We start from the raw sequence: 19387 nt of genomic DNA, 5'->3' as shown, positions 1-19387 counted from the left end.
GCAGCATGGGTGGGGATCGGCGCTGTCCACCTGCCGGGCGATAGGTTGCTTGGCGCCGCGATTGGCAAGAACGGCGTGAACGCAAAAGGGATGCCGAATATGGCCGGTGATGGCCTTGCATGGGAACATCTGATCGACGCCTTGCGCCCCTTGGGTGAGGCGATGCGCCGCCGCGTACCCGAACGGCTGCGCGGCGATCCGCAGGTGATGGCGGAATCGATGCGACTGTTGCTGTCCGGGGTGACCCGGGCAACCCACGATGCGCTGATCGGCGATCGGCGGCATCCGCTGTTCGTTCCCGAACTCAACATCAGCCAGAACATTTTTCAGCCGAACGCCGATACGATCTACAAGGCCTGCCTGATCGAAAAGGGGGGCTCTTATCTACTCAAAGGGGATCGCGGCACCGTCCGGATGATCATCCTGGCGCAGATGGGGCCCGATACGCTGCGTACCGGCAAACACCATCCCCTGCTGGACCAGATCGACTTCGATAGCCTGACGCTGGACGCCAATGGCCATTTCGAACTGGTGATCTCGCCTGCGCGCCCGGCCGGCTATGCGGGTGATTGGCGTCCGCTGGATCCGCAGTGTGAGAAGTTCATGGTCCGGATCGTGGCCTGTGATTGGGGGGTCGAGCGCGAGCCGCGCTTCGGCATTGCCCGGCTTGATGTGGATGAAGCCAAAGGCCGCGCTTCGGCAGAGTCGCTCCATCATGCCTACGGCGAAATTCCCGGAATTGTCGGTGTCTGCGCCCTCGCGTTCCCGACCCACGTTGAAGAGCTGCGTGCGCAAGGGCACCTGAACGCGCTCAAGATCTTCGATGTTTCGCAGATGTCCGGGCTGACCGGTCAGTTCTATTACGAGGGCGCTTACGAGCTTGCCGACGACGAAGCGCTGATCACCGAGGTCAAGGTGCCGGACCGCTATCGCTATTGGTCGATCATTCTGACCAACGCGCTTTACGAAACGACCGACTGGTACAACAACCAGTCGAGCCTGAACGACAAGCAGGGTGTGGTCGACAGCGATGGTGTGTTCCGCACGGTCATTTCAGCGGGTGACCCGGGTGTGCACAACTGGCTCGACACCGCTGGCTACCCGGCCGGCGCGATCCAGGGCCGCTGGTTCGAGGCGAGCGAGAAGCCGATGCCGTCGATCAAGAAGGTCAAACTGGCCGAGGTCGGGCAGCACCTGCCGGCCGATACCAAGCGGGTCAGCCCGCCAGAGCGGGCCACAGCCCTGCGTAACCGCCGAATTGCCGCCCAGATGCGCATCATCTGGTAACTGGAGCGTAAGATGACCCTTGAGACCCTTCCGCCGCACGTGCCTGCCGACAAGGCGATGCGTTTGCCCTTTTTCGCCCGCGAGGTGGTGAAGGCTTGCCCGCAGGAAACCCTGATCCCCGAGATGCACCGCACGCTCGGCCCGATCACTTATGTCACCAACATCTTCCCGGGGGACAAGCCGGGCTGGCTGCTGACCGGCTATGACGACACCATGACGATGCTGCGCGACCCCGACAACTTCACCAAGAACGGGATGGGCCAGTGGTCGCAGAGCATCGGCGAGAGCTGGCTGGTGGTGCCCACCGAAGTCGATCCGCCGATGCACAACTTCTATCGCAAGGCCCTGAACCCCTACTTCTCGCCGCAAAAGATGATGGCGATGAAGGCAGATCTGCGGCGCCGGGCGGTCGATCTGATTGGCAAGTTCCAGGACCGTCAGGGCTGCGACTTCATCAACGAGTTTTCCGAGCGGTATCCCATCTACATCGTGCTCGATCTGCTGGGGCTGCCGCAGGACCGGATGATGGAATTCCTCTCGTGGGAAAAGGCCATGCTGCATTCCAACGATTGGGCGGTGCGCAGCCAGGGCGTGCGCGATGCCGTCGGCTATCTGAAGGCCGAGATCGCCGAGCGCCGCCAGGCTCCGCGTGACGATTACATCTCAAAGATTTTCGAATTCGAGGCCGAGGATGGCCGCAAGTGGAACGACGAGGAAGTGCTGGGGCACTGCTTCAATCTGTTCCTGGGCGGTCTCGACACGGTGACCACGATGCTGGGCAACATTTTCGCCCATCTGGCCCGATATCCGGACCAGCAGCAGGAGCTGCGGGATCATCCCGAGCGGATCGTGCTCGCGGTGGAGGAATTCCTGCGGGTCTATGGTCCCGTCACGGCCTTCCGGATCGCCGTGCGCGAACTGGAAATCCACGGGCAGACCATCATGCAGGGTGAATACGTGTCGGTCAGCACGCCGGTGGTCAATCAGGACCCCAAGCTGCACGACAACCCCTCGGAAGTCCGCTTCGATCGCAAGGCAGCGCACGTGGCGCTGGGTGGCGGGATTCACAAATGCCTGGGCATGCACCTGGCGCGACTTGAGTTGCAGACGGCGCTGGAGGAGTTCCTCAAGGCCATTCCGCCGTTCCGGCTCAAGGACGACTTCGAACTCGGCTACTTCGTGGGCAACATCACCTTCGTGCCGCGGCTGGAGTTGCAGTGGGACTAGGCGTTCAACCCGAATGCACGTCCACATGGAAGCGCGACAGGCGCAGGGCGGCGATCTTCCAGGTCCCGCCCTCAAGCCGGTAGCTTTCATGGTACTGGCCATAGCCGGTGATCGAAACCGCACCCGGAATCGGCGATTTGCCCGGCTGCCACACCACCCTGTCCTGCATCGCCCATATCCCCCGCGCGCGCTCGGCGCTGTCCAGAACGATTTCCGGGGTATGGACCTGGTGACTGGTCGCCGCGTCATCGACCGCAAAGCGGACCTGTGCCACGATCTCCGGGATGCCGCTCAACGGTGGGTTGCCGGTATCCTCGCGCACGTCCATCACCGCGTCGGCCGTGAACAGGGCGGCAAACCCGTCCCAGTCCTTGGTATCGAGCAACCGGCAGTAGCGGGCCTTCACCTCGCGGATCGCTTCAATCGCGAGCAGGGTTTCAAGAGCATCCATTATTGTCTCCCTCCAGCTTGATGTGTCTCCCAAATCGCCCGATGGAACCCTGCCTTCGGGCAGGTTGCGTGCGGCCGCAGGTCTTGGATGACCGGCCTTCAGTGTTTTCAGACAAGGATACCAGACATGACGCATGAGCCCGGCGCACAGGCCCTGTTTGACAAGTTCGGTACCTATATCCTGCCCGGCCGGGTGGACGATCCGCGCCGCGGCATTGACGAGGCGCTCGAAGCCGAGCGGATCGGGCTTGGCGCGGTGTGGATTTCCGAACGGTTCGCCCTGAAGGAGCCGGCCGTGCTCGCCGGTGCGGTGAGCGAGGCGACCTCGCGCATTCGCATCAACGCCACGTTCTATGCCACGATGCGCCATCCGCTGGTCACGGCGAGCATCATCAACATGATGCAGGCGATGAGCGGCGACCGGTTCAGCGCGATGTTCGCCCGCGCCGTGCCGGCCTACATGAAAATGATCGGCGCGCCCGCGATCACGATGGAGCGGCTGGCTGACTATATCAGCATCTACAAGCGGCTCTGGCAGGGCGAAGAGGTCACTTACAACGGGGTGGTGGGCAACTACCCCAAGCTCAAGCTGACGGATTTCCACGCCGGCCCTCAGCCGCCTATCATCTTCACCGCGATCGGGCCCAAGAGCCTAGAATTTGCGGGCGAGCACTGCGATGGCGTGCTGCTCCACCCCTTCGTCTCGCCGACCGGGGTGAAGAACAGCACCAAGATCGTCCGTGACGCGGCCGAAAAGGCGGGCCGTGATCCGATGTCCGTGCGGATCTATCACAACATCATCGTCGCCCCGGACTTGCCCAAGGACGAGGAAGACGCCGTCGTCCGCGGGCGCGCCATCACCTATTTCGAACTCCCCGGGTTTGGCGACCTGATCGTCGAGATCAACGAATGGGACAAGAGCGTGCTGGATCAGATCCGGGCGCACCCCAAGATTGCCAACCTCAATGGCGTGCCGGCCGATCAGGCCTATACCCGCCAGGAACTGATCGACGTTGGCGAGCTGTTGCCACAGCAATGGATCGATGATGGTGCCGCCGTTGGCACGGCGGCGCGCTGCGCCGATCAGTTGATGGACTATCTCGATGCCGGGGCGGACGAAATCCTGCTCCATGGCGCGGCCCCGAAAGACATGGGGCCACTGACTGCCGAACTGAAACGCGCTCTTGCGGCAAAGGGCCTCTGACATGGCGCTGGCTGCGGATGATGTGCAGATCCGCCTGCGGGATTGGCTCGAGGCGCATGTCGAAGGCTGGCGCGATGTGCACTTGCGTCCACTCGAAGTGTCCTTGGGGTCGGGCTTTTCGGCGGAGATCTTCTTCGTCGATGTCGATTACCGAGACGCGGCGGGCGCGCAATCGCGCACGCTCGTCGTCCGCCGCCAGCCGACCGATCTGGAAGTGGTTCTAGGCTCAAGTCTGGAACTGCAGGGCCGGATGATGGCGGCGCTCGACCGGCTCAAGCTGGCCCCGGTCCCGGAGTGGATCGGCATGGAACTGGATCCGTCCGTGCTTGGCAATCCGTTCCTTGTCATGGGCCGGGTCGAGGGGCAGTCGGCCACGCAGAACCCCAATTACAACACCACTGGCTGGATCGCGGACATGACCCCGGCGCAGCGCGCGGTCACCTGGACGAATGCGATCGAAGCCTTTGCCCAGCTCAGCAAGATCGACTGGCAGGCAGACGGTTTTGCGTTCCTCGCCCGCGCCGAATGGGGCCAACCGGGGCTGGACCAGTATCTGGGCCATCTCGAAGCCTGGTACCATGGCTGCCGCAAGGGCCGGACAATGCCCTATGTCGATGCGGCCATGACCTATATCCGCGCCCATGAGCCCAAGGATACCGCGGTGAACGTGCTGTGGGGCGACAGCACTCCTTCCAACGTCATGTTCCGTGCGGACGGCAGCGTCAGCGGGTTGATCGATTGGGAGCTGGCGGCCTTGGGGCCGTCCGAACTCGATCTGGCCTGGTGGCTCTATTTCGATGATCTGTTCAGCCGCCGCTTCGGGGTGCCACGGCTGGAGGGACTGCCCACGCGCGATGAATCCATTGCGATCTGGGAGGCCGCGGCCGGCCGGACGGCGGAGCACCTCGCCTATTACGACGTTGTGGTGGCGCTGCGCATGGCGCTGGTCGTGGTCGGAGCGTTTGATCGGCAGGTCGGCGTGGGCAACATCCCGCCAGAGAACAAGTCGCTGCACGCCAACTTCATGACGCTTTATCTGGCCGAACGTCTTGGCATGGACCTGCCGGAGCTGGGCCCTGATTTCTATGCGTTCATGAGCAACATGACGCCGGTCGACCAGAAGGAAGACTAGCCTGCGCGCTAGGCCTGCCCGGCGGGGAGGCAGAGCGCGGTGCCGTTGTCGATCACACGGACCCCGCGCTCGATCGCCTCTGCGCGGAACTGGACGTGCTGGCCGTCCTGCCAGATCAGGGTGCGGATGGTATCCCCGGGCAGAACCGGCGCGGTGAACCGCACCGCGATTTCGCGCAGCCGGGAGGCATCGCTGGCGCAGCAGGCATGGATCACCGCGCGGGCGGTTACCCCCAGCGTGGAGAGGCCGTGCAGGATGGGCCGATCGAACCCCACGCCACGGGCAAATTCGGGATCAATGTGCAGCGGATTGCGATCGCCCGACAGCCGGTAGATCGCGGCCTGGTTCAGCGAGGTCGGCAGGTCCACCGACAGGTCCGGATCGCGGTCCGGCAGTTCTGGCAAGGGATCGCCGGGGAGTTCGCGGTTGCCCCCGAACCCCCCGCCGCCCCGCACAATCCAGGTCGAAACGGCTTCGGCAATCATCGTGCCGGACGGCGTATGAAGATCCTTGGTCGATCGGATCAGCGCCGATTTGCCGGGGCCCTTGTCGGCCAGATCCGTAACCCGCGAAGCCCCGACCAGGGTTCCGGACGGATCGAGCGGCTGCAGGATCCGGAGACGCTCTTCGGCGTAAAGTACATTGGCCCAGTCGATCCCGCAGGCGGGGTCCATCGCCCAGAAACCGGGCGTGCCGAGCACGACTGCCATCGTCGGGACGACCTGCAAGCGCCGCTCGAACAACAGGCTCGTCTCGTCAATGGCATCGCTCAATCCGGCGCCGATGCCCAGCGCGTAGAGGATCGCGTCGCGCGGATCATAGTCATCGGTGGCGGCCGGAACCCGATAGGCCAGCAGCTTTTCTGCGTCGAGCGGGCGGCTCATCGGGCGAAGGCCTTGCGCAGGGCATTCAGCCCGTCAGCATCCGCGCGTCTGGTCACCGAGGCTTCGAGAGCCATGCGGAACCCATGGAAACAACCGGGATAGACGATCAGCTCGACCGCGACGTCGGCCCGGATCAAGCGCCCGGCATATGCGAGACACTCATCGACGAACAGGTCAAGCGCGCCGACCATGATATAGGCCGGGGGCAGGTTTGCGAGGTCCGTGGCGCGCGCGGCTGATCCATAAGGGGAGGGGTCGCCGCGCAAATAGGCGGTCCGACAATACTCGCTGTTCTCGGCCCGCCAGATGAATTCTCCGGTGGCAGGGTTCGGCGGGTCGGGCAGGCGATCGTCCAGCCGCGGCATTTCCAGATGCTGGAAGGCGATGGAGTATTCGCCGCGATCACGGGCCATCAGGCACAGCGAAGCGGCCATGGCTCCCCCGGCGCTCTCCCCGCTGACGGCAATGCGGCGCGGGTCGATCCCCAGCTTTGCAGCATTCTGATGAAGCCAGCCAAGCGCTGCATAGGCGTCGTCCATCGGGCCGGGGAACGGCGTTTCGGGAGCGAGCCGATAGTCGACAGAGAGTACCAGGCAGCCGAGCTCTGCCGCCCAGGTCATCAGTTGCCGCCGGCTCATTTCCGGCTGCCCGATCACATGGCCGCCGCCATGGAAGTGCAGAATCGCCGGGGCATGGTCCTGACGCCCCAGGGGCTTTACCACGACGCAGCGGATCATCCGCTCGCCCTCGCCGGACGGGACCTGCACCTCGGTCCATTTGGCCGGTATGTCCAGCACCGGCTGAGCTTCCATCAGAGCCTTCATGCCAGCGCGGATGGCCGGAAGACTGGCGTCGGATAGCTCCATCGGTGGAAAGCCTTCGGCCAGGGCGAGGAGTTCAGGATCGACGAGGTGGCGGGTGGTCATAGGATGATTGCGCTCGTTGTGTGGTTAGCCGCTGGCCTAGCGATATCCTTGCCCGGGGCAGGCCTGCCATAGGATAGGCCACCGGCAGAGCCCGGCGCGCCAAAAGAAACGGCTTGCTGCTGAACGGGGGCCTAGCAAGGATGCCGGAATGACCCAGGATAAGCCGCGCCATTCCTCCGCGCAAACGCTGGATCGCATTCTGACCACCGCGCGTGACGCCTTTGCCGAGCACGGCTTCGATGGCGCCCGGCTGGACAACATCGCCAAGGCGGCCGGCGTGACCAAGCAGCTGGTCTATCATTATTTCAAGACCAAAGAGGAACTCTACGAGGTGGTGCTCGATCGTGTTTCGGATGAAGTTCTGGCGATGCTGGATAGTCCGGATTACGATCTCCTGCCCCCACAGCAGGCTGTGCTCAGCCTGATCGAACGGATCATCCAGGCCTATATCGAACGGCCCTACATTGTCGGCATGACGGTCGACCAGGCTCTCCACAAAGGCGAGCACATATCGCGGCGGTCAAAATACATGCCATCGGTGCGCAGCTTTATAAGTGATCGGGTCGCCCCGATGCTGGAGCGCGGCGCTGCCCAGGGTCTGTTTCGCCCTGCGCTCGATCCCCGGCTGTTCTACTGGTCCATTTTCGCGCTGGCATCGGCTGTGTTCACCCAGAACTGGGCGATGTCGCAAAGCACGCGGATCGATTTCGCCAGCGACGATGGCATCGCCCGGTGGCGAGAACATGTCAGCCGTTTCGTCCTGAATGCGATCCTGGCTCCCACTTTACCGCGTTAAAAAGTCCGCGCTTCACCTTCCGCGCCGCCACCCTAGCGTCCGGAGTAAGCCGCAAACGGCACTGAAGGAGAGGACGGATATGGCATCCTACATCGTCGGGGTGGTCAGCAAGCATGATCTGGAGCGGTACCAGGACTATGCCATGGCCGGATTTCGCCTGATCGACGGGGTCGCCGTCGAGGTAGGAATGGCCGAACACCCGGAGGTACTGGAGGGTGAGTTCCCGGCAACCTCGATCATCATCATGAAGTTCGCCGACAATGACGCTGCGCGCAAGTGGTACGACAGCGAAGGCTATCAGGAGGTCATCCCGATCCGCCAGGCTTCTGCCGAAACGCACTTCGTCATCACCTTCCAGTCCTGAGGAGGCCGCCCATGGCCAAGTTCAAGCACCTGTTCAGCCCGTTCAAAATCGGCAGCCTGGACATCCCCAACCGTGTTTTCATGTCGCCGCATGGAATGGTCGGTCTGGGCATCGGCACCGATGCGCAGGTGGGCTATTTCGAAGCCCGCGCCAAAGGCGGATGCGGCTTCATGGGGATCGCCAGTTGCCAGGTCGTGCCCGCGCCGCAGGTGCCGCCCGGCTGGTTCATCGAGGCTTACAACCGCGAGCACATTCCGGCGATCCGCCGCATTGTCGATGCGGTCCACCGCCACGGGGCGAAGATTTTCGTGCAGGGCGTGTGGATGCAGGCCGATCCGACGACCGGACAGGCCTCGGGCATGGCACCGCACACCGTGTTGAGCGACAGCCAGCCGCGCTCGATGACCGCCACCGAAATCGAGGCGCTAGTCGAAGCGCATGTCGTCGCTGCGCAGCATGCTGAGGAGGCCGGCGCCGACGGTTTCGAATTCCCCATCGGCGGCGGCGCGGGCCTGCAGAGCTTTACCTCCTCGCTCTACAACAACCGCGCCGACGAATACGGCGGCAATCTGGAAAACCGGATGCGGATGGTGATGGCCATCATTGCCGGGATCCGGACCCGCTGCCGCCCCGACTTTGTGCTAGGGCTGGCGGTCAACGCCGATGATGTCACGCTTGGCGGTGAGGGTTTGGGCGAGGGGCTGGCGATTTGCCGGCTGCTCTCCGACAGCGGCCAGGTCGATTGGCTGCGTATCACCGCACGCGGTCAGAAGCCGCAGATGACGCACTTCCATTATCCGTCGTCCTACATGGGCGAGGGCACCCACGTTTACGCCGCGGCCGAAGTGAGGAAGGTGGTCAACATCCCGGTGGTCAGCGGCGGACGCATCCTGTCGGCAGCCTATGGCGATCAGCTGATCGATGAGGGCAAGGTCGACATGATCTTCGTCGCCCGCTCGGTCATCGCCGATGCCGAATGGCCCAACAAGTCGCGCGACGGCAAGAACAGCGAAATCCGCGCCTGCATCGGCGATCTGGAGGGATGCTTCCTGCGCTCGTGCATCGGGCATCCGGTGGGCTGCACGGTCAATCCCGAGATCGGCAGCGAGCACTTGCCGCCGCTGGCGCCGGCGCCCGTGTCCAAGCGTGTGGTGATCGCCGGTGGTGGCCCGGCCGGCCTGCAGGCGGCACTGGTGGCCGCGCAGCGCGGGCACAGGGTGACCCTGCTGGAAAAGTCCGGCACTCTGGGTGGGCATGTGACCCTGCAGGCAAAACTGCCGGGGCTTGAAGACCGCAGCGATATCATCCGCTGGCTGGAGCTGCAGCTGGGCAAGCAGGGCATCGACATCCGGCTTGATACCGAGGCGACACCCGCGCTGATCGCCGAGCTTGGGGCAGAGGCCGTCGTGGTCGCAACCGGCGCACGCTATGCCCGAAACGGGGTGAGCAAGAACCAACTCGCCGGCGTTCCCGGGAGCGATCTCCCCCACGTCCTGACGCCGGAGGACGTACTGCTCGACAACACCCGCACCGGCGAGCGGATCGTCGTTTACGACAACACCTCCTACGAGGTTGGCCCGGGCCTGGCCGAATGGCTCGCTGATCAAGGCAAGGAGGTGATCTTCGTTACCGCCGACAGCGGGCTGGCGATGTCGGTGACCGACATCGGCATCAACAAGGTGATCAGCAAACGCCTCTTGCCCAAAGTCACCTTTGCGCCGCAGACCGTGATCAGCGCGATTGATCCGGCCAATGTTACCCTGGTTCACCTTTATACAGGGCAGGTCACGGTACTCGAAAACGTCGAGAACACCATCCTGGTCACGTCAAAGCCGCCCGAGGAAGCGCTTTATCACAGTCTGGTCGGCACATCAGGCAGCGGGGCAGCCGAGGTCCACTTGATCGGTGATGCAAGAGAGGCACGGTGGAGCGTTTTTGCCACCGATGAGGCAATCAAGGATGGGAGACGGGTCGGGCTTTTGTTGTGACGTAAATCAATAAAAGGAAGCATATATCAATAATATAGAATGTCGATTTGGCCTTTGACGAACAAAATTTGTCCCTACCGCTAGATAGGTGTGGATAGGGGGGCGAACAGGCCAGCTAACAATCAAGCAGGGTAGTCGTGCCACAGGCGCGAGATTCACCTGTGCCGACACGGCCACGGCAGAGCCAATTTGCCTGGTCAGAACCAATCGGGAGGTAACTGAATGGACATTCTTCGTACACGCAAGGCTTTGCTCGCCACCACGGTTCTCTCGCTGGGAATGGTGATCAGCGCACCGGCCTTTGCCGCGGCTGAAGCGGCGGCCGCAGCCGATGCAACCAGCAACGATCAGAGCGGCATTGCCGATATCGTGGTGACCGCGCGCAAGGTTTCGGAAAACCTGCAGTCGGTTCCGGTCGCGGTTACCGCGCTGAACGCCGCCACGCTGCAGAACCGGCAGGTTTTTGAAGTAACCGACCTCGCCCGGACCGCTCCCAGCCTCACCATCGCAACGGGCGGCACCGGCCCGGCGTCGATTGTCTATCTGGCCATTCGCGGTCAGGCCCAGAACAGCCCGAACTCGCTGTCAGACTCCTCGGTCGGGATCTACGTGGATGGCGTTTACGTGGCGCGTCCGATCGTCGGCAACCTTGGCTTCCTTGACGCGGCCAGCGCCGAAGTGCTGCGCGGCCCGCAGGGCACGCTGTTTGGCCGTAACACCACCGGTGGCGCGCTGAACCTCACCTCCAATCAGCCCAAAGATATCCTGGAAGGCAGCCTCAAGGCCGGACTCGGCAACTATGCCCAGCGCATGGTCGAAGGCATCCTCAACGTCCCGGTCGGCGAAGAGCTCGCCGTTCGTTTTGCCGGCCGTTATAGTGAGCACAGTGGCTATTTCCGCAATACGCTGGCTGGCTATCCTCAGGGCAGCGTGAATGGCGAAACTGTCCTGCGCGGCACTATGAAGTGGTCGCCCAAGTCACTGCCGATCACGCTGACAATCACCGGTGAATATGTCGATTACGACGACAACGGCAACGCTACGGCCGTCGCCGCCATCAACCCGGCAGTGCTGACCCAGGCCAGCAACGGCGCCTATATCAACCCGGCCTTCGCTGAATTCGTCACCGCTGCGCAACTGCCGTCGTTCACGGCCGCCCAGTCCAAGTGGACCGACACGTTCTCGCAGCCGCGCACCGGTGACCCGGAAATCGACAAGCTGCATAACACCAACCGGGTCAAGTCAACCTCGGCGACCTTCACCTGGGATATGGGCGGCGCCAAGCTGAAGTCGATCACGGCTTATCGCACGTCCTACACGCAGGACAGCCTTGATCTTCAGGGTGTGCCGTCCACGGCCGTTGCCGGCCGCCCGCCGATTGCCTTTGCCCAGGGCTGCCTTGCCGGCGTTGCGGCGCTGGTGCCAGCTTGTACCGGTGCTTTCGGTCCGAACTATGCCGTGGTGATCCCGGCTGCCTTCGGCCCCTACGTACCCGGACTGGTTGATGCCCGCTCGGCCTTCGTCAGCACCTATAACCAGTCGCAGTTCAGCCAGGAGCTGCAGCTCTCCGGTAATCTCGGCAAGCTCGATTGGCAGACCGGACTCTACTACTTCCGCGAAAGCGGTGACGAGCAGTCGCGGTCGTGGGTCTTTGGTGGCCTCGCTCGGGCCCGCACGCTGAGCGGCTTCACTTCGACCTCGTTCGGTGCCTTTGCCCAGCTGAACTACCACGTCACCGACGCGCTGCGTCTGACCGGCGGGTTCCGCTACACCTGGGACAAGCGCAGCATCGATCGTCGCAGCACCAATGACTGGTCTCTGGCTGATTCACTGGAAAAGTGCACTGTCGGCGCCAACACGGGCCTGACCGCCGCGGCCGCACCTTGCACCGATCCGCGCAGCGCCAAGTTCAGCTATCCGGCCTGGACCGTTGGTGTTGACTACCGCGTCAATGACGAGGTGTTCCTCTATGCCAAGTCGAGCGGGGCATCGATGTCGGGCGGGTTCAATTCCCGCACCGTTTTCGCGCCCTATACCCAGCAGTTCCTGCCTGAAACCGTGCGTGACGTCGAACTGGGCATCAAGGGCGACTTCCTCGATCGCCGCTTGCGCACCAACCTTTCGGTGTTCACCTCGTGGCAGGGCAACGTTCAGCGCATCGTGAACGCGCTGGTCGGAACCACGCTGACCCAGTTTGTCGCCAATGCCGGCAAGGTCCGCGCCAGTGGCGGTGAAATCGAACTGACGGCCGTGCCCTGGGAAGGAATGGAGCTGAGCAGCAGCGCAGCCTATCTCGATGCCAAGTACGTGGCCGGCAGCCGGATCGAAAACCAGGGCACCGCTGCGGCGCCCATTCTGGTGGACCGTTCGGGTGAACCGGTGACCCAGGCACCGAAGTGGACCCTGAACTTTGGCGCCACCCAGAAGGTGCCGACCTCGATGGGCGAGCTCACCCTCCACCTCGACTATGCCTACACCTCGGACAAGGCGATGGACTCGGCGACCGCCAAGACCCTCGCCCAGGGCGGCACCCAGGCAGCGATCGATGCCACCGCGATCGCCAATCGCGCCTCGATCATCAAGGGCTACGGCCTGCTGAATGGCCGGATCGCGTTCAATCTCGAAAATCCCAAGGTCGAGATCAGCGTGTGGGGTCGCAACCTCGCCAACAAGGCCTGGTTCACCAACGTCTTCCAGAACTATTCTGGTCTGGGTGCGGTACTGCAGTTCCAGGGCACGCCGCGTACCTTCGGCGGGACGATTGCCTACAAGTTCTGATCCACACACGATCAGGATTGAAGATACGGGAATGGCCGCTCCACGTTTGGGGCGGCCATTCTCTTTCGGTGACAGAGTGTGATTTTGCCAGCTGACACAGCATTTTGATCGGGAGTGAGTGATGACCGCAGGGCCATTGTCGGGCATTCGACTGCTGGAAATGGATGCGATCGGCCCTGTGCCGCTGTGCGGCATGATCCTGTCAGGCCTGGGCGCCGAAATCGTGCGGATTTGTCGGCCAGGTGGTCAGCAGGCTTGGAGCGATGTCGGTGATGCCGTGCTCCTGCGCGGCCGTACCAACGTAGAGCTGAACCTCAAATCGGAGGCCGACCGGGCGACGCTGCTCGACCTGGTCGAACGGGCTGACGGGCTGATCGAAGGTGCGCGGCCCGGTGTGATGGAGCGGCTCGGGCTTGGGCCAGAAGACTGTTTCGCCCGCAACCCCCGCCTCGTCTATGGCCGGGCCACCGGCTGGGGGCAGGAGGGTCCGCTGCGGCTAACCGCCGGGCATGACATCAACTATATCGCCATGACCGGGGCGCTGCATGCGATCGCGCAGGCCGACCAGCCCCCCACGGTCCCGCTCAATCTGGTCGGCGACTATGCCGGCGGCACCATGTTTCTTGCGCTGGGCATGGTGTCGGCCCTTCTTTCGGCCAAGACGACGGGGAAGGGCCAGGTCGTGGACGCCGCCATGGTGGACGGGGTGAGCAACCTGCTGAGCCTGTTTCACGCCTTCACCGCGACCGGCCTGTGGCTGGATCGGCCGGCATCCAACCTGCTCGATGGCGCCGCCCCGTTCTATCGCTGCTATGCCTGCAAGGACGGGGGTCACGTCGCGGTCGGCGCGCTGGAGCCGCAGTTCTTTGCCCAGTTGCTCGCCGGGATGGGCATCGCGGCGGAGCGCTATGACCAGAATGACCGCATGCAGTGGCCGGCCATGATTGCAGAATTCACCACGGTGTTTCTGTCCCGCACCCGCGATGAATGGGAAGCTCAGTTTGCGGACACCGATGCCTGCCTGTCGCCGGTCCTGTCGATGGGTGAGGCGATGGACCACCCGGCCAATCGCGCGCGGGCCATGTTCATCGAACACAACGGAGTCAAGCAGGCGGCGCCAGCCCCCCGGTTCTCGGCAACCCCCGGCGAAGTGAGGGTGAGTGCTGCGCTATCAGCCGCCGAGGTGCTGGAGGCCTGGTCCAAAGTCTGAGCTTTCGCAAGGCTCGCTCTGGCTGACTTGACCAACCGGCACGGGCAGCGATGGCATCCTATCTCGGGGCCTAGCTCCGGGCCTATCTCAGGGCAGGTGTGATTTTCGCGCCGGACCAGGAAGGGGATGCTGAAATGCAGGCCCTTCGCTGGCTCGTGCACGTTCCAGGAGACGCAGACCCATGCGCGACGTTTACATCTACGATCATGTCCGGACGCCCCGCGGACGGGGCCGGCCCGATGGTTCGCTGCACGAGATTCCGGCCATCCAGCTGGTAACCCAACTGCTCGAGGCGGTGCGCGATCGCAATGGTCTGGATACGGCTTTGCTGGACGATGTTGTGATCGGCTGTGCCCAGCCCGTGGGTGAGCAGGGCGGCGTCCTCGCGCGCGGAGCCGTGCTCAATGCCGGATATGCCGATACGGTCGGCGGGCAGCAGGTCCACCGGTTCTGCGGCTCCGGGCTCGAAGCCGTGAACAATGTTGCGGGGCAGGTCGCCTCGGGGATGGCGATGGGCGGGATCGGCGGCGGGGTCGAATCGATGAGCCGCACCATCATGGGTTATGACAGCGGGGCCTGGGCCGCCGACCCGCGTGTGGCGCTGCACAACTATTACACGCCGCAGGGCATCGGGGCCGATCTCATCGCCACACTGGAAGGCTTCAGCCGCAGTGATGTCGATGGTTATGCCGCCGAAAGCCAGCGCCGCGCCGCCACCGCCTGGGACGAGGGCCGCTTTGCCCGGTCGATCGTGCCGGTCCGCGATGTGATGGGCGAAGTGGTTCTCGACAACGATGAATTCCGCCGCCCGGGGACGACGGTGGAGTCGCTCGGGGCGCTCAAGCCTGCTTTCGCCGGGATGGCCGCGATGGGCTTTGGCCGCGTGGTGCGCGAACGCTACCCGCAGGTCGACGAGATCAACCACGTTCACACTGGTGGCAACTCAAGCGGGATCGTCGACGGATCAGGCGTGGTCCTGCTGGGCAATGCCGAATTCGGCAAGGCAACCGGGCTGAAGCCGCGCGCGCGGATGCGGTCGTGGGCGTCGATCGGATCGGAACAGACGATCATGCTCACCGCGCCGGTGGCAGTGGCGCACAAGGCGCTGAAGAACGCCGGCATGACCGCCGATCAGATTGACCTGTGGGAACTGAACGAGGCCTTCGCCAGCGTTGTGCTGCGGTTTATGGCCCACATGGAGCTCGACCACGCCAAGGTGAACGTCAACGGCGGGGCGATCGCGCTGGGGCACCCGCTGGGGGCGACGGGCGCCATGATCCTCGGCACCGTGCTCGACGAACTGGAACGCCGCGATCTCAACACCGCCATGACGCTGCTGTGCGTCGGCAATGGCATGGGCACTGCAGCCATCATTGAACGGGTTTGATCTCCATGAGTGTAACTTTGCGCCATATCGCGATTGAAACCGGCGCTGACGGCGTCGCGATCCTCACCCTGAACAATGCCGACGAAAGCATGAATGTCGTCTCCGACGACTGGCTCGGCGAGATGATGACCGCCATCGCGCGACTGCGCGACGATCCGGCCGTTACCGGCGTGATCATCACATCGGGCAAGAAGGCCTTCATGGCCGGGGCTGATCTCAAGCTGATGGCCGCGGCCTATGGCGAGCTTTCGATGCGGCAGGCCTATGACTTCAGCCAGAAAGCCACGGCGATGCACCGGGCGCTGGAAACCATGGGCAAGCCCGTGGCCTGTGCGATCAATGGACTGGCGCTGGGTGGCGGTTTTGAGCTGGCCCTAGCGTGCCATTACCGGGTGCTGGCCGACGATCCCAAGGCGGTCGTGGGCTTGCCCGAAGTCAACGTCGGACTGTTGCCGGGATCGGGCGGCACCCAGCGCATGGCCCGGATGATCGGCGTGCAGGCTGCGCTCGATCTGTTGCTGACCGGGCGCTCGCTCGCTCCGGCCGAGGCGCTGAAGGCAAAAGTGGTCGACGCGCTCGCGCCCGCCAGTGAGATTGTCGCTGCTGCCAAAGCCTGGCTGGCCACCGCGCCGAGCCCAGTCCGTAAGTGGGACGTGAAGGGCTATGCCGCGCCCGAACAGCGCATGATGATGATCCCCGAAGTGGCTATGGGCTTTTCGGTCGCAGCGGCCAAGGTGGCGGACAAGGCGGGTTACAACCTGCCCGCCGCACCGGCTATACTCTCGGCCGTGTTCGAAGGTATCCAGTTGCCGATCGACAAGGCGCTCTCGGTTGAGAGCAAGTATTTCGCCCGGTTACTGACTGACCCGGTCGCCCGCAACATCATCCGCACCACGTTCATTTCCAAGCAGGCCGCCGAAAAGGGCGCCCGCCGGCCTGCCGGGGTCCCTAAGGCCACGTTCACCAAGGTGGGCGTGCTCGGGGCCGGCATGATGGGCGCGGGCATTGCTCTGGTCTCGGCCAAGGCCGGGATCGACGTGATCCTGATCGATCGCGACCTCGCTACGGCCGAGAAGGGCAAGGGCTACAGCGAGAAGGTGTTCGGCAAACTGGTGGCCAAGGGCACGATGTCGCAGGATCAGGCCGACGCGATCCTCGCGCGGATCACACCGACCGACGATTTCGCCAAGCTCGAAGGCTGCCAGATGGTGATCGAGGCGGTGTTCGAGGATCTTGGCATCAAGGCCGAGACGACCAGAAAGGCCGAGGCGGTCATCCCCGCCGATGCGATCTTTGCCAGCAACACCTCGACCCTGCCGATCAGCCAGCTGGCCGAGGCGTCCGCTCGACCCGATCAGTTTATCGGCACGCACTTTTTCTCGCCCGTCGACCGGATGGGGCTGGTCGAAGTGATCATGGGCCACCAGACATCGCCCGACACGCTGGCGCGCACGCTCGATTTCGTCGCGCAGGTGCGCAAGACGCCGATCGTCGTGAATGACAGCCGCGGCTTCTACACCAGCCGCGTGTTCCGCATGATGATCTTCGAAGGCGTCGCCATGCTGGAAGAGGGGGTCGAGCCGGCCCGCATCGAAAACGCGGCGAAGTCGGCGGGCTTCCCGGTCGGGCCGCTGGCGCTGCTCGATGAAGTGACGATGGAGCTGCCGGTCAAGATCGTCGAGGATGCCGCCGGCGAAGCGGGCAACACCTACACGATAGAAAAGGGCATGACCGTGCTCAAGCGGATGATCGCCCTGGGGCGCGGCAGCCGCAAGGCGGGTGGCGGCTTCTATGACTACCCGGACGGCGCCGGCAAGCGCCTGTGGGCAGGTCTGGCGGTCGAGTTCCCGGTGGCCGAGCAGCAGCCTGGTCAGGACGATCTCAAGGCGCGCTTCCTCTATGCCCAGGCCATCGAAACCGCGCGCTGCTTCGAGGAAGGCGTGATCGAGACCGCCGAAGACGGTGATCTTGGGTCCGTTTTCGGCTGGGGCTTCCCGGCGTGGACCGGCGGGACACTGAGTTACATCGACACGGTAGGCATCGCCGAATTCGTGACAGAGGCGGACCGGCTTGCGCAGCTCTATGGTGCGCGCTTTGCGCCCTCGGCCTGGTTGCGTGACCGTGCTGCCCGCGGCATCGGCTTCTATCCGGCGCCAGCGCAGGAGCAGACGCCATGAAGCGGATGATCTTCGAACCCGAACACGAACAGTTTCGCGACAGTGTGCGCCGGTTCATGCAGACCGAGGTCGGCCCCCACGCCGAGCGTTGGCGCGAGGCCGGCATGGTCGACCGGGAAACCTACACCAAGGCCGGCGCGCAAGGCCTGCTCTGCGTGTTCGGCGACGAGCGATTTGGCGGGGCGGGGATCGAGGATTTCCGGTTCAACCAGATCATCATCGAAGAGAACATGCGCCACGGCGACATCGGTTTCTACATCAACCTGCACAACGATCTGGTCGCCCCCTACATCCACAAGCTGGGCAACGAAGAGCAGAAGGCCCGCTTCATGCCCGGGGTGATCTCGGGCGAAACGATCCTGGCCGTGGCCATGACCGAGCCCGCCGCCGGCAGCGATCTCGCCGGGATGAAGACCCGTGCGGTCAAGCAGGGCGAACACTGGGTGATCAACGGCGCGAAGACCTACATCTCCAACGGGATCCTCGGCGATCTCATCGTGGTGGCGGCCCGCACCGATCCCGAGCGTCCGCACGGGATCAGCCTGTTCCTGGTCGAGCGCGGCATGCCCGGCTTCGAGCGGGGCCGCAAACTCGCGAAAATGGGGATGAAGAGCCAGGATACGGCGGAACTGTTCTTCAACGATGTCCGCGTGCCGGAGAGCAATCTGCTGGGCGAGGCGGGGCAGGGCTTTCGCTATCTGGCCCAGATGCTGGCACAGGAACGCCTCGTCGCCGCCATCGGCTTCGTCGCCACGGCGCAGACGGCGTTCGATCTGACCCTCGATTACGTCAAAGAGCGACGCGCCTTCGGCAAGCCGATCGGGGCGTTCCAGAACACCCGCTTCAAGATGGCGCAGCTGCGTGCGGAACTCGACATGGCGCAGACCTACGTCGACCAGGGCGTGATATTGCTCAACGCCGGCGAACTGACCGCCGAGGACGCATCCGCTGCAAAGCTCCTGACCAGCGAGCTCGAGGGCCGAGTCATGGACCAATGCGTCCAGTTCCACGGCGGTGCCGGCTACATGGACGAATATCGCATCAGCCGCATGTACACCGATGCCCGGATCAGCCGCATTTTTGCCGGTACCAGCGAGATCATGCTCGAGATCATCGGCCGGGGTCTGGGGCTGGACGAGCGCAAGATGAACTGACTGGTTTAGACTAAGCGGGAAAGCGCCGGCTCAATCACCACTGGCGCCGACAGCTCCCAAGAAAACAGCCGTACAGATGCCTTAGAACGATGCGCAATCAAGGCCGGTCCGAGCCTCACAGCTGAGTACAGTTTAGGGCACACCGTACCCGGGAGCCCGGTGTTGGGAAATGGTGCAAATCCGGCCCTTGCAGAGGCACCAAGCGCCAAGCCCCCGCCTGATGTCATCTGATGTCAGGCCTGCCGGCGCAAGTCAGATCTGACTTGGATCGCGCCAAGGCATTGATAATGCGCCGCTAAAAACAGCTTTCCTACAGACTGGCACTGACCTTAGCCTGATGTCTCGTCCGGAGGGGTTTCTGGCCGATGGGGTTGTGTCCCACGGGGTGGTGTAGGAAGGCTTCCCTGAGTGGGTAGCCACCGT

At 63.6% G+C, this 19387-nt stretch carries 15 protein-coding genes; 12 read left to right on the top strand and 3 right to left on the bottom strand.

Annotated elements, in window-relative coordinates; genetic code table 11:
• Positions 1-9 precede the first annotated feature (9 nt).
• Together IP83_RS09585 and IP83_RS09580 are read left to right on the top strand one after the other, a co-directional pair.
• Positions 10-1287: a DUF1214 domain-containing protein gene (locus IP83_RS09585; protein ID WP_231624986.1), complete on the top strand. Its 1278-nt coding sequence runs from the start codon at positions 10-12 to the stop codon at positions 1285-1287.
• Positions 1288-1299: 12 nt separating this feature from the next.
• Positions 1300-2514 (top strand): cytochrome P450, encoded by a 1215-nt coding sequence (locus IP83_RS09580; RefSeq protein ID WP_054121994.1) that lies wholly within the window; start codon positions 1300-1302, stop codon positions 2512-2514.
• Between the two features lie 4 nt (positions 2515-2518).
• Here the strand turns inward: IP83_RS09580 and IP83_RS09575 are convergent, their stop codons facing one another.
• Positions 2519-2965: a nuclear transport factor 2 family protein gene (locus tag IP83_RS09575; RefSeq protein WP_054121993.1), complete on the bottom strand. Its 447-nt coding sequence runs from the start codon at positions 2963-2965 to the stop codon at positions 2519-2521.
• A gap of 126 nt (positions 2966-3091) precedes the next feature.
• On the opposite strand from IP83_RS09575, the gene IP83_RS09570 reads away from it, so the two are divergent.
• Both IP83_RS09570 and IP83_RS09565 read left to right on the top strand, forming a co-directional pair.
• The gene (locus IP83_RS09570) at positions 3092-4168 is read left to right on the top strand and encodes a TIGR03857 family LLM class F420-dependent oxidoreductase (protein WP_054121992.1); all 1077 of its coding nucleotides are present in this window, start codon (positions 3092-3094) and stop codon (positions 4166-4168) included.
• 1 nt (position 4169) lies between these two features.
• Positions 4170-5300, top strand: coding sequence for a phosphotransferase family protein (locus IP83_RS09565; protein WP_054121991.1), 1131 nt, complete (start codon positions 4170-4172; stop codon positions 5298-5300).
• An 8-nt stretch (positions 5301-5308) separates the two neighbouring features.
• Here IP83_RS09565 and IP83_RS09560 read toward each other — a convergent pair whose 3' ends face one another.
• Positions 5309-6184 (bottom strand): MaoC family dehydratase, encoded by an 876-nt coding sequence (locus IP83_RS09560; protein WP_054121990.1) that lies wholly within the window; start codon positions 6182-6184, stop codon positions 5309-5311.
• Positions 6181-7110: an alpha/beta hydrolase gene (locus IP83_RS09555; RefSeq protein ID WP_054121989.1), complete on the bottom strand. Its 930-nt coding sequence runs from the start codon at positions 7108-7110 to the stop codon at positions 6181-6183. The genes IP83_RS09560 and IP83_RS09555 overlap by 4 nt, the downstream gene beginning before the upstream one ends.
• 148 nt (positions 7111-7258) lie before the next feature.
• Here IP83_RS09555 and IP83_RS09550 point away from each other — a divergent pair, with 148 nt between their 5' ends.
• The 8 genes from IP83_RS09550 to IP83_RS09515 all read left to right on the top strand — a co-directional run bounded on the left by IP83_RS09550 (position 7259) and on the right by IP83_RS09515 (position 18964).
• Positions 7259-7906, top strand: coding sequence for a TetR/AcrR family transcriptional regulator (locus IP83_RS09550; protein ID WP_054121988.1), 648 nt, complete (start codon positions 7259-7261; stop codon positions 7904-7906).
• Positions 7907-7985: 79 nt separating this feature from the next.
• The gene (locus IP83_RS09545) at positions 7986-8270 is read left to right on the top strand and encodes a DUF1330 domain-containing protein (protein WP_054121987.1); all 285 of its coding nucleotides are present in this window, start codon (positions 7986-7988) and stop codon (positions 8268-8270) included.
• Between the two features lie 11 nt (positions 8271-8281).
• A complete protein-coding gene (locus IP83_RS09540) occupies positions 8282-10258 on the top strand; it encodes an FAD-dependent oxidoreductase (RefSeq protein WP_054121986.1) in 1977 nt (658 codons plus the stop codon).
• Positions 10259-10480: 222 nt separating this feature from the next.
• Positions 10481-13036: a TonB-dependent receptor gene (locus IP83_RS09535; protein ID WP_082364618.1), complete on the top strand. Its 2556-nt coding sequence runs from the start codon at positions 10481-10483 to the stop codon at positions 13034-13036.
• 121 nt (positions 13037-13157) lie between these two features.
• Positions 13158-14246, top strand: coding sequence for a CaiB/BaiF CoA-transferase family protein (locus IP83_RS09530; RefSeq protein WP_054121984.1), 1089 nt, complete (start codon positions 13158-13160; stop codon positions 14244-14246).
• A gap of 181 nt (positions 14247-14427) precedes the next feature.
• Positions 14428-15633 (top strand): acetyl-CoA C-acetyltransferase, encoded by a 1206-nt coding sequence (locus tag IP83_RS09525; RefSeq protein ID WP_054121983.1) that lies wholly within the window; start codon positions 14428-14430, stop codon positions 15631-15633.
• A gap of 5 nt (positions 15634-15638) precedes the next feature.
• Positions 15639-17810, top strand: a complete 2172-nt coding sequence (locus IP83_RS09520) for a 3-hydroxyacyl-CoA dehydrogenase NAD-binding domain-containing protein (RefSeq protein ID WP_156309654.1) — start codon at positions 15639-15641, stop codon at positions 17808-17810.
• Complete coding sequence (locus IP83_RS09515; RefSeq protein WP_054121981.1) at positions 17807-18964, top strand: acyl-CoA dehydrogenase family protein; 1158 nt, start codon at positions 17807-17809, stop codon at positions 18962-18964. Before IP83_RS09520 ends, IP83_RS09515 begins: the two co-directional genes overlap by 4 nt.
• Positions 18965-19387 lie beyond the last annotated feature (423 nt).

The sequence above is a fragment of the Novosphingobium sp. AAP93 genome, assembly GCF_001296055.1.
GTDB lineage: Bacteria > Pseudomonadota > Alphaproteobacteria > Sphingomonadales > Sphingomonadaceae > Novosphingobium.
This window is presented reverse-complemented; position numbering and strand designations above follow the sequence as displayed.

Excerpts from the sequence above, each read along its gene's own strand:
- IP83_RS09580 (WP_054121994.1), top strand. The coding sequence starts at position 1,300 with ATGACCCTTGAGACCCTTCCGCCGCACGTGCCTGCCGACAAGGCGATG.
- IP83_RS09575 (WP_054121993.1), bottom strand. The coding sequence starts at position 2,965 with ATGGATGCTCTTGAAACCCTGCTCGCGATTGAAGCGATCCGCGAGGTG.
- IP83_RS09570 (WP_054121992.1), top strand. The coding sequence starts at position 3,092 with ATGACGCATGAGCCCGGCGCACAGGCCCTGTTTGACAAGTTCGGTACC.
- IP83_RS09565 (WP_054121991.1), top strand. The coding sequence starts at position 4,170 with ATGGCGCTGGCTGCGGATGATGTGCAGATCCGCCTGCGGGATTGGCTC.
- IP83_RS09560 (WP_054121990.1), bottom strand. The coding sequence starts at position 6,184 with ATGAGCCGCCCGCTCGACGCAGAAAAGCTGCTGGCCTATCGGGTTCCG.
- IP83_RS09555 (WP_054121989.1), bottom strand. The coding sequence starts at position 7,110 with ATGACCACCCGCCACCTCGTCGATCCTGAACTCCTCGCCCTGGCCGAA.
- IP83_RS09550 (WP_054121988.1), top strand. The coding sequence starts at position 7,259 with ATGACCCAGGATAAGCCGCGCCATTCCTCCGCGCAAACGCTGGATCGC.
- IP83_RS09545 (WP_054121987.1), top strand. The coding sequence starts at position 7,986 with ATGGCATCCTACATCGTCGGGGTGGTCAGCAAGCATGATCTGGAGCGG.
- IP83_RS09540 (WP_054121986.1), top strand. The coding sequence starts at position 8,282 with ATGGCCAAGTTCAAGCACCTGTTCAGCCCGTTCAAAATCGGCAGCCTG.
- IP83_RS09535 (WP_082364618.1), top strand. The coding sequence starts at position 10,481 with ATGGACATTCTTCGTACACGCAAGGCTTTGCTCGCCACCACGGTTCTC.
- IP83_RS09530 (WP_054121984.1), top strand. The coding sequence starts at position 13,158 with ATGACCGCAGGGCCATTGTCGGGCATTCGACTGCTGGAAATGGATGCG.
- IP83_RS09525 (WP_054121983.1), top strand. The coding sequence starts at position 14,428 with ATGCGCGACGTTTACATCTACGATCATGTCCGGACGCCCCGCGGACGG.
- IP83_RS09520 (WP_156309654.1), top strand. The coding sequence starts at position 15,639 with ATGAGTGTAACTTTGCGCCATATCGCGATTGAAACCGGCGCTGACGGC.
- IP83_RS09515 (WP_054121981.1), top strand. The coding sequence starts at position 17,807 with ATGAAGCGGATGATCTTCGAACCCGAACACGAACAGTTTCGCGACAGT.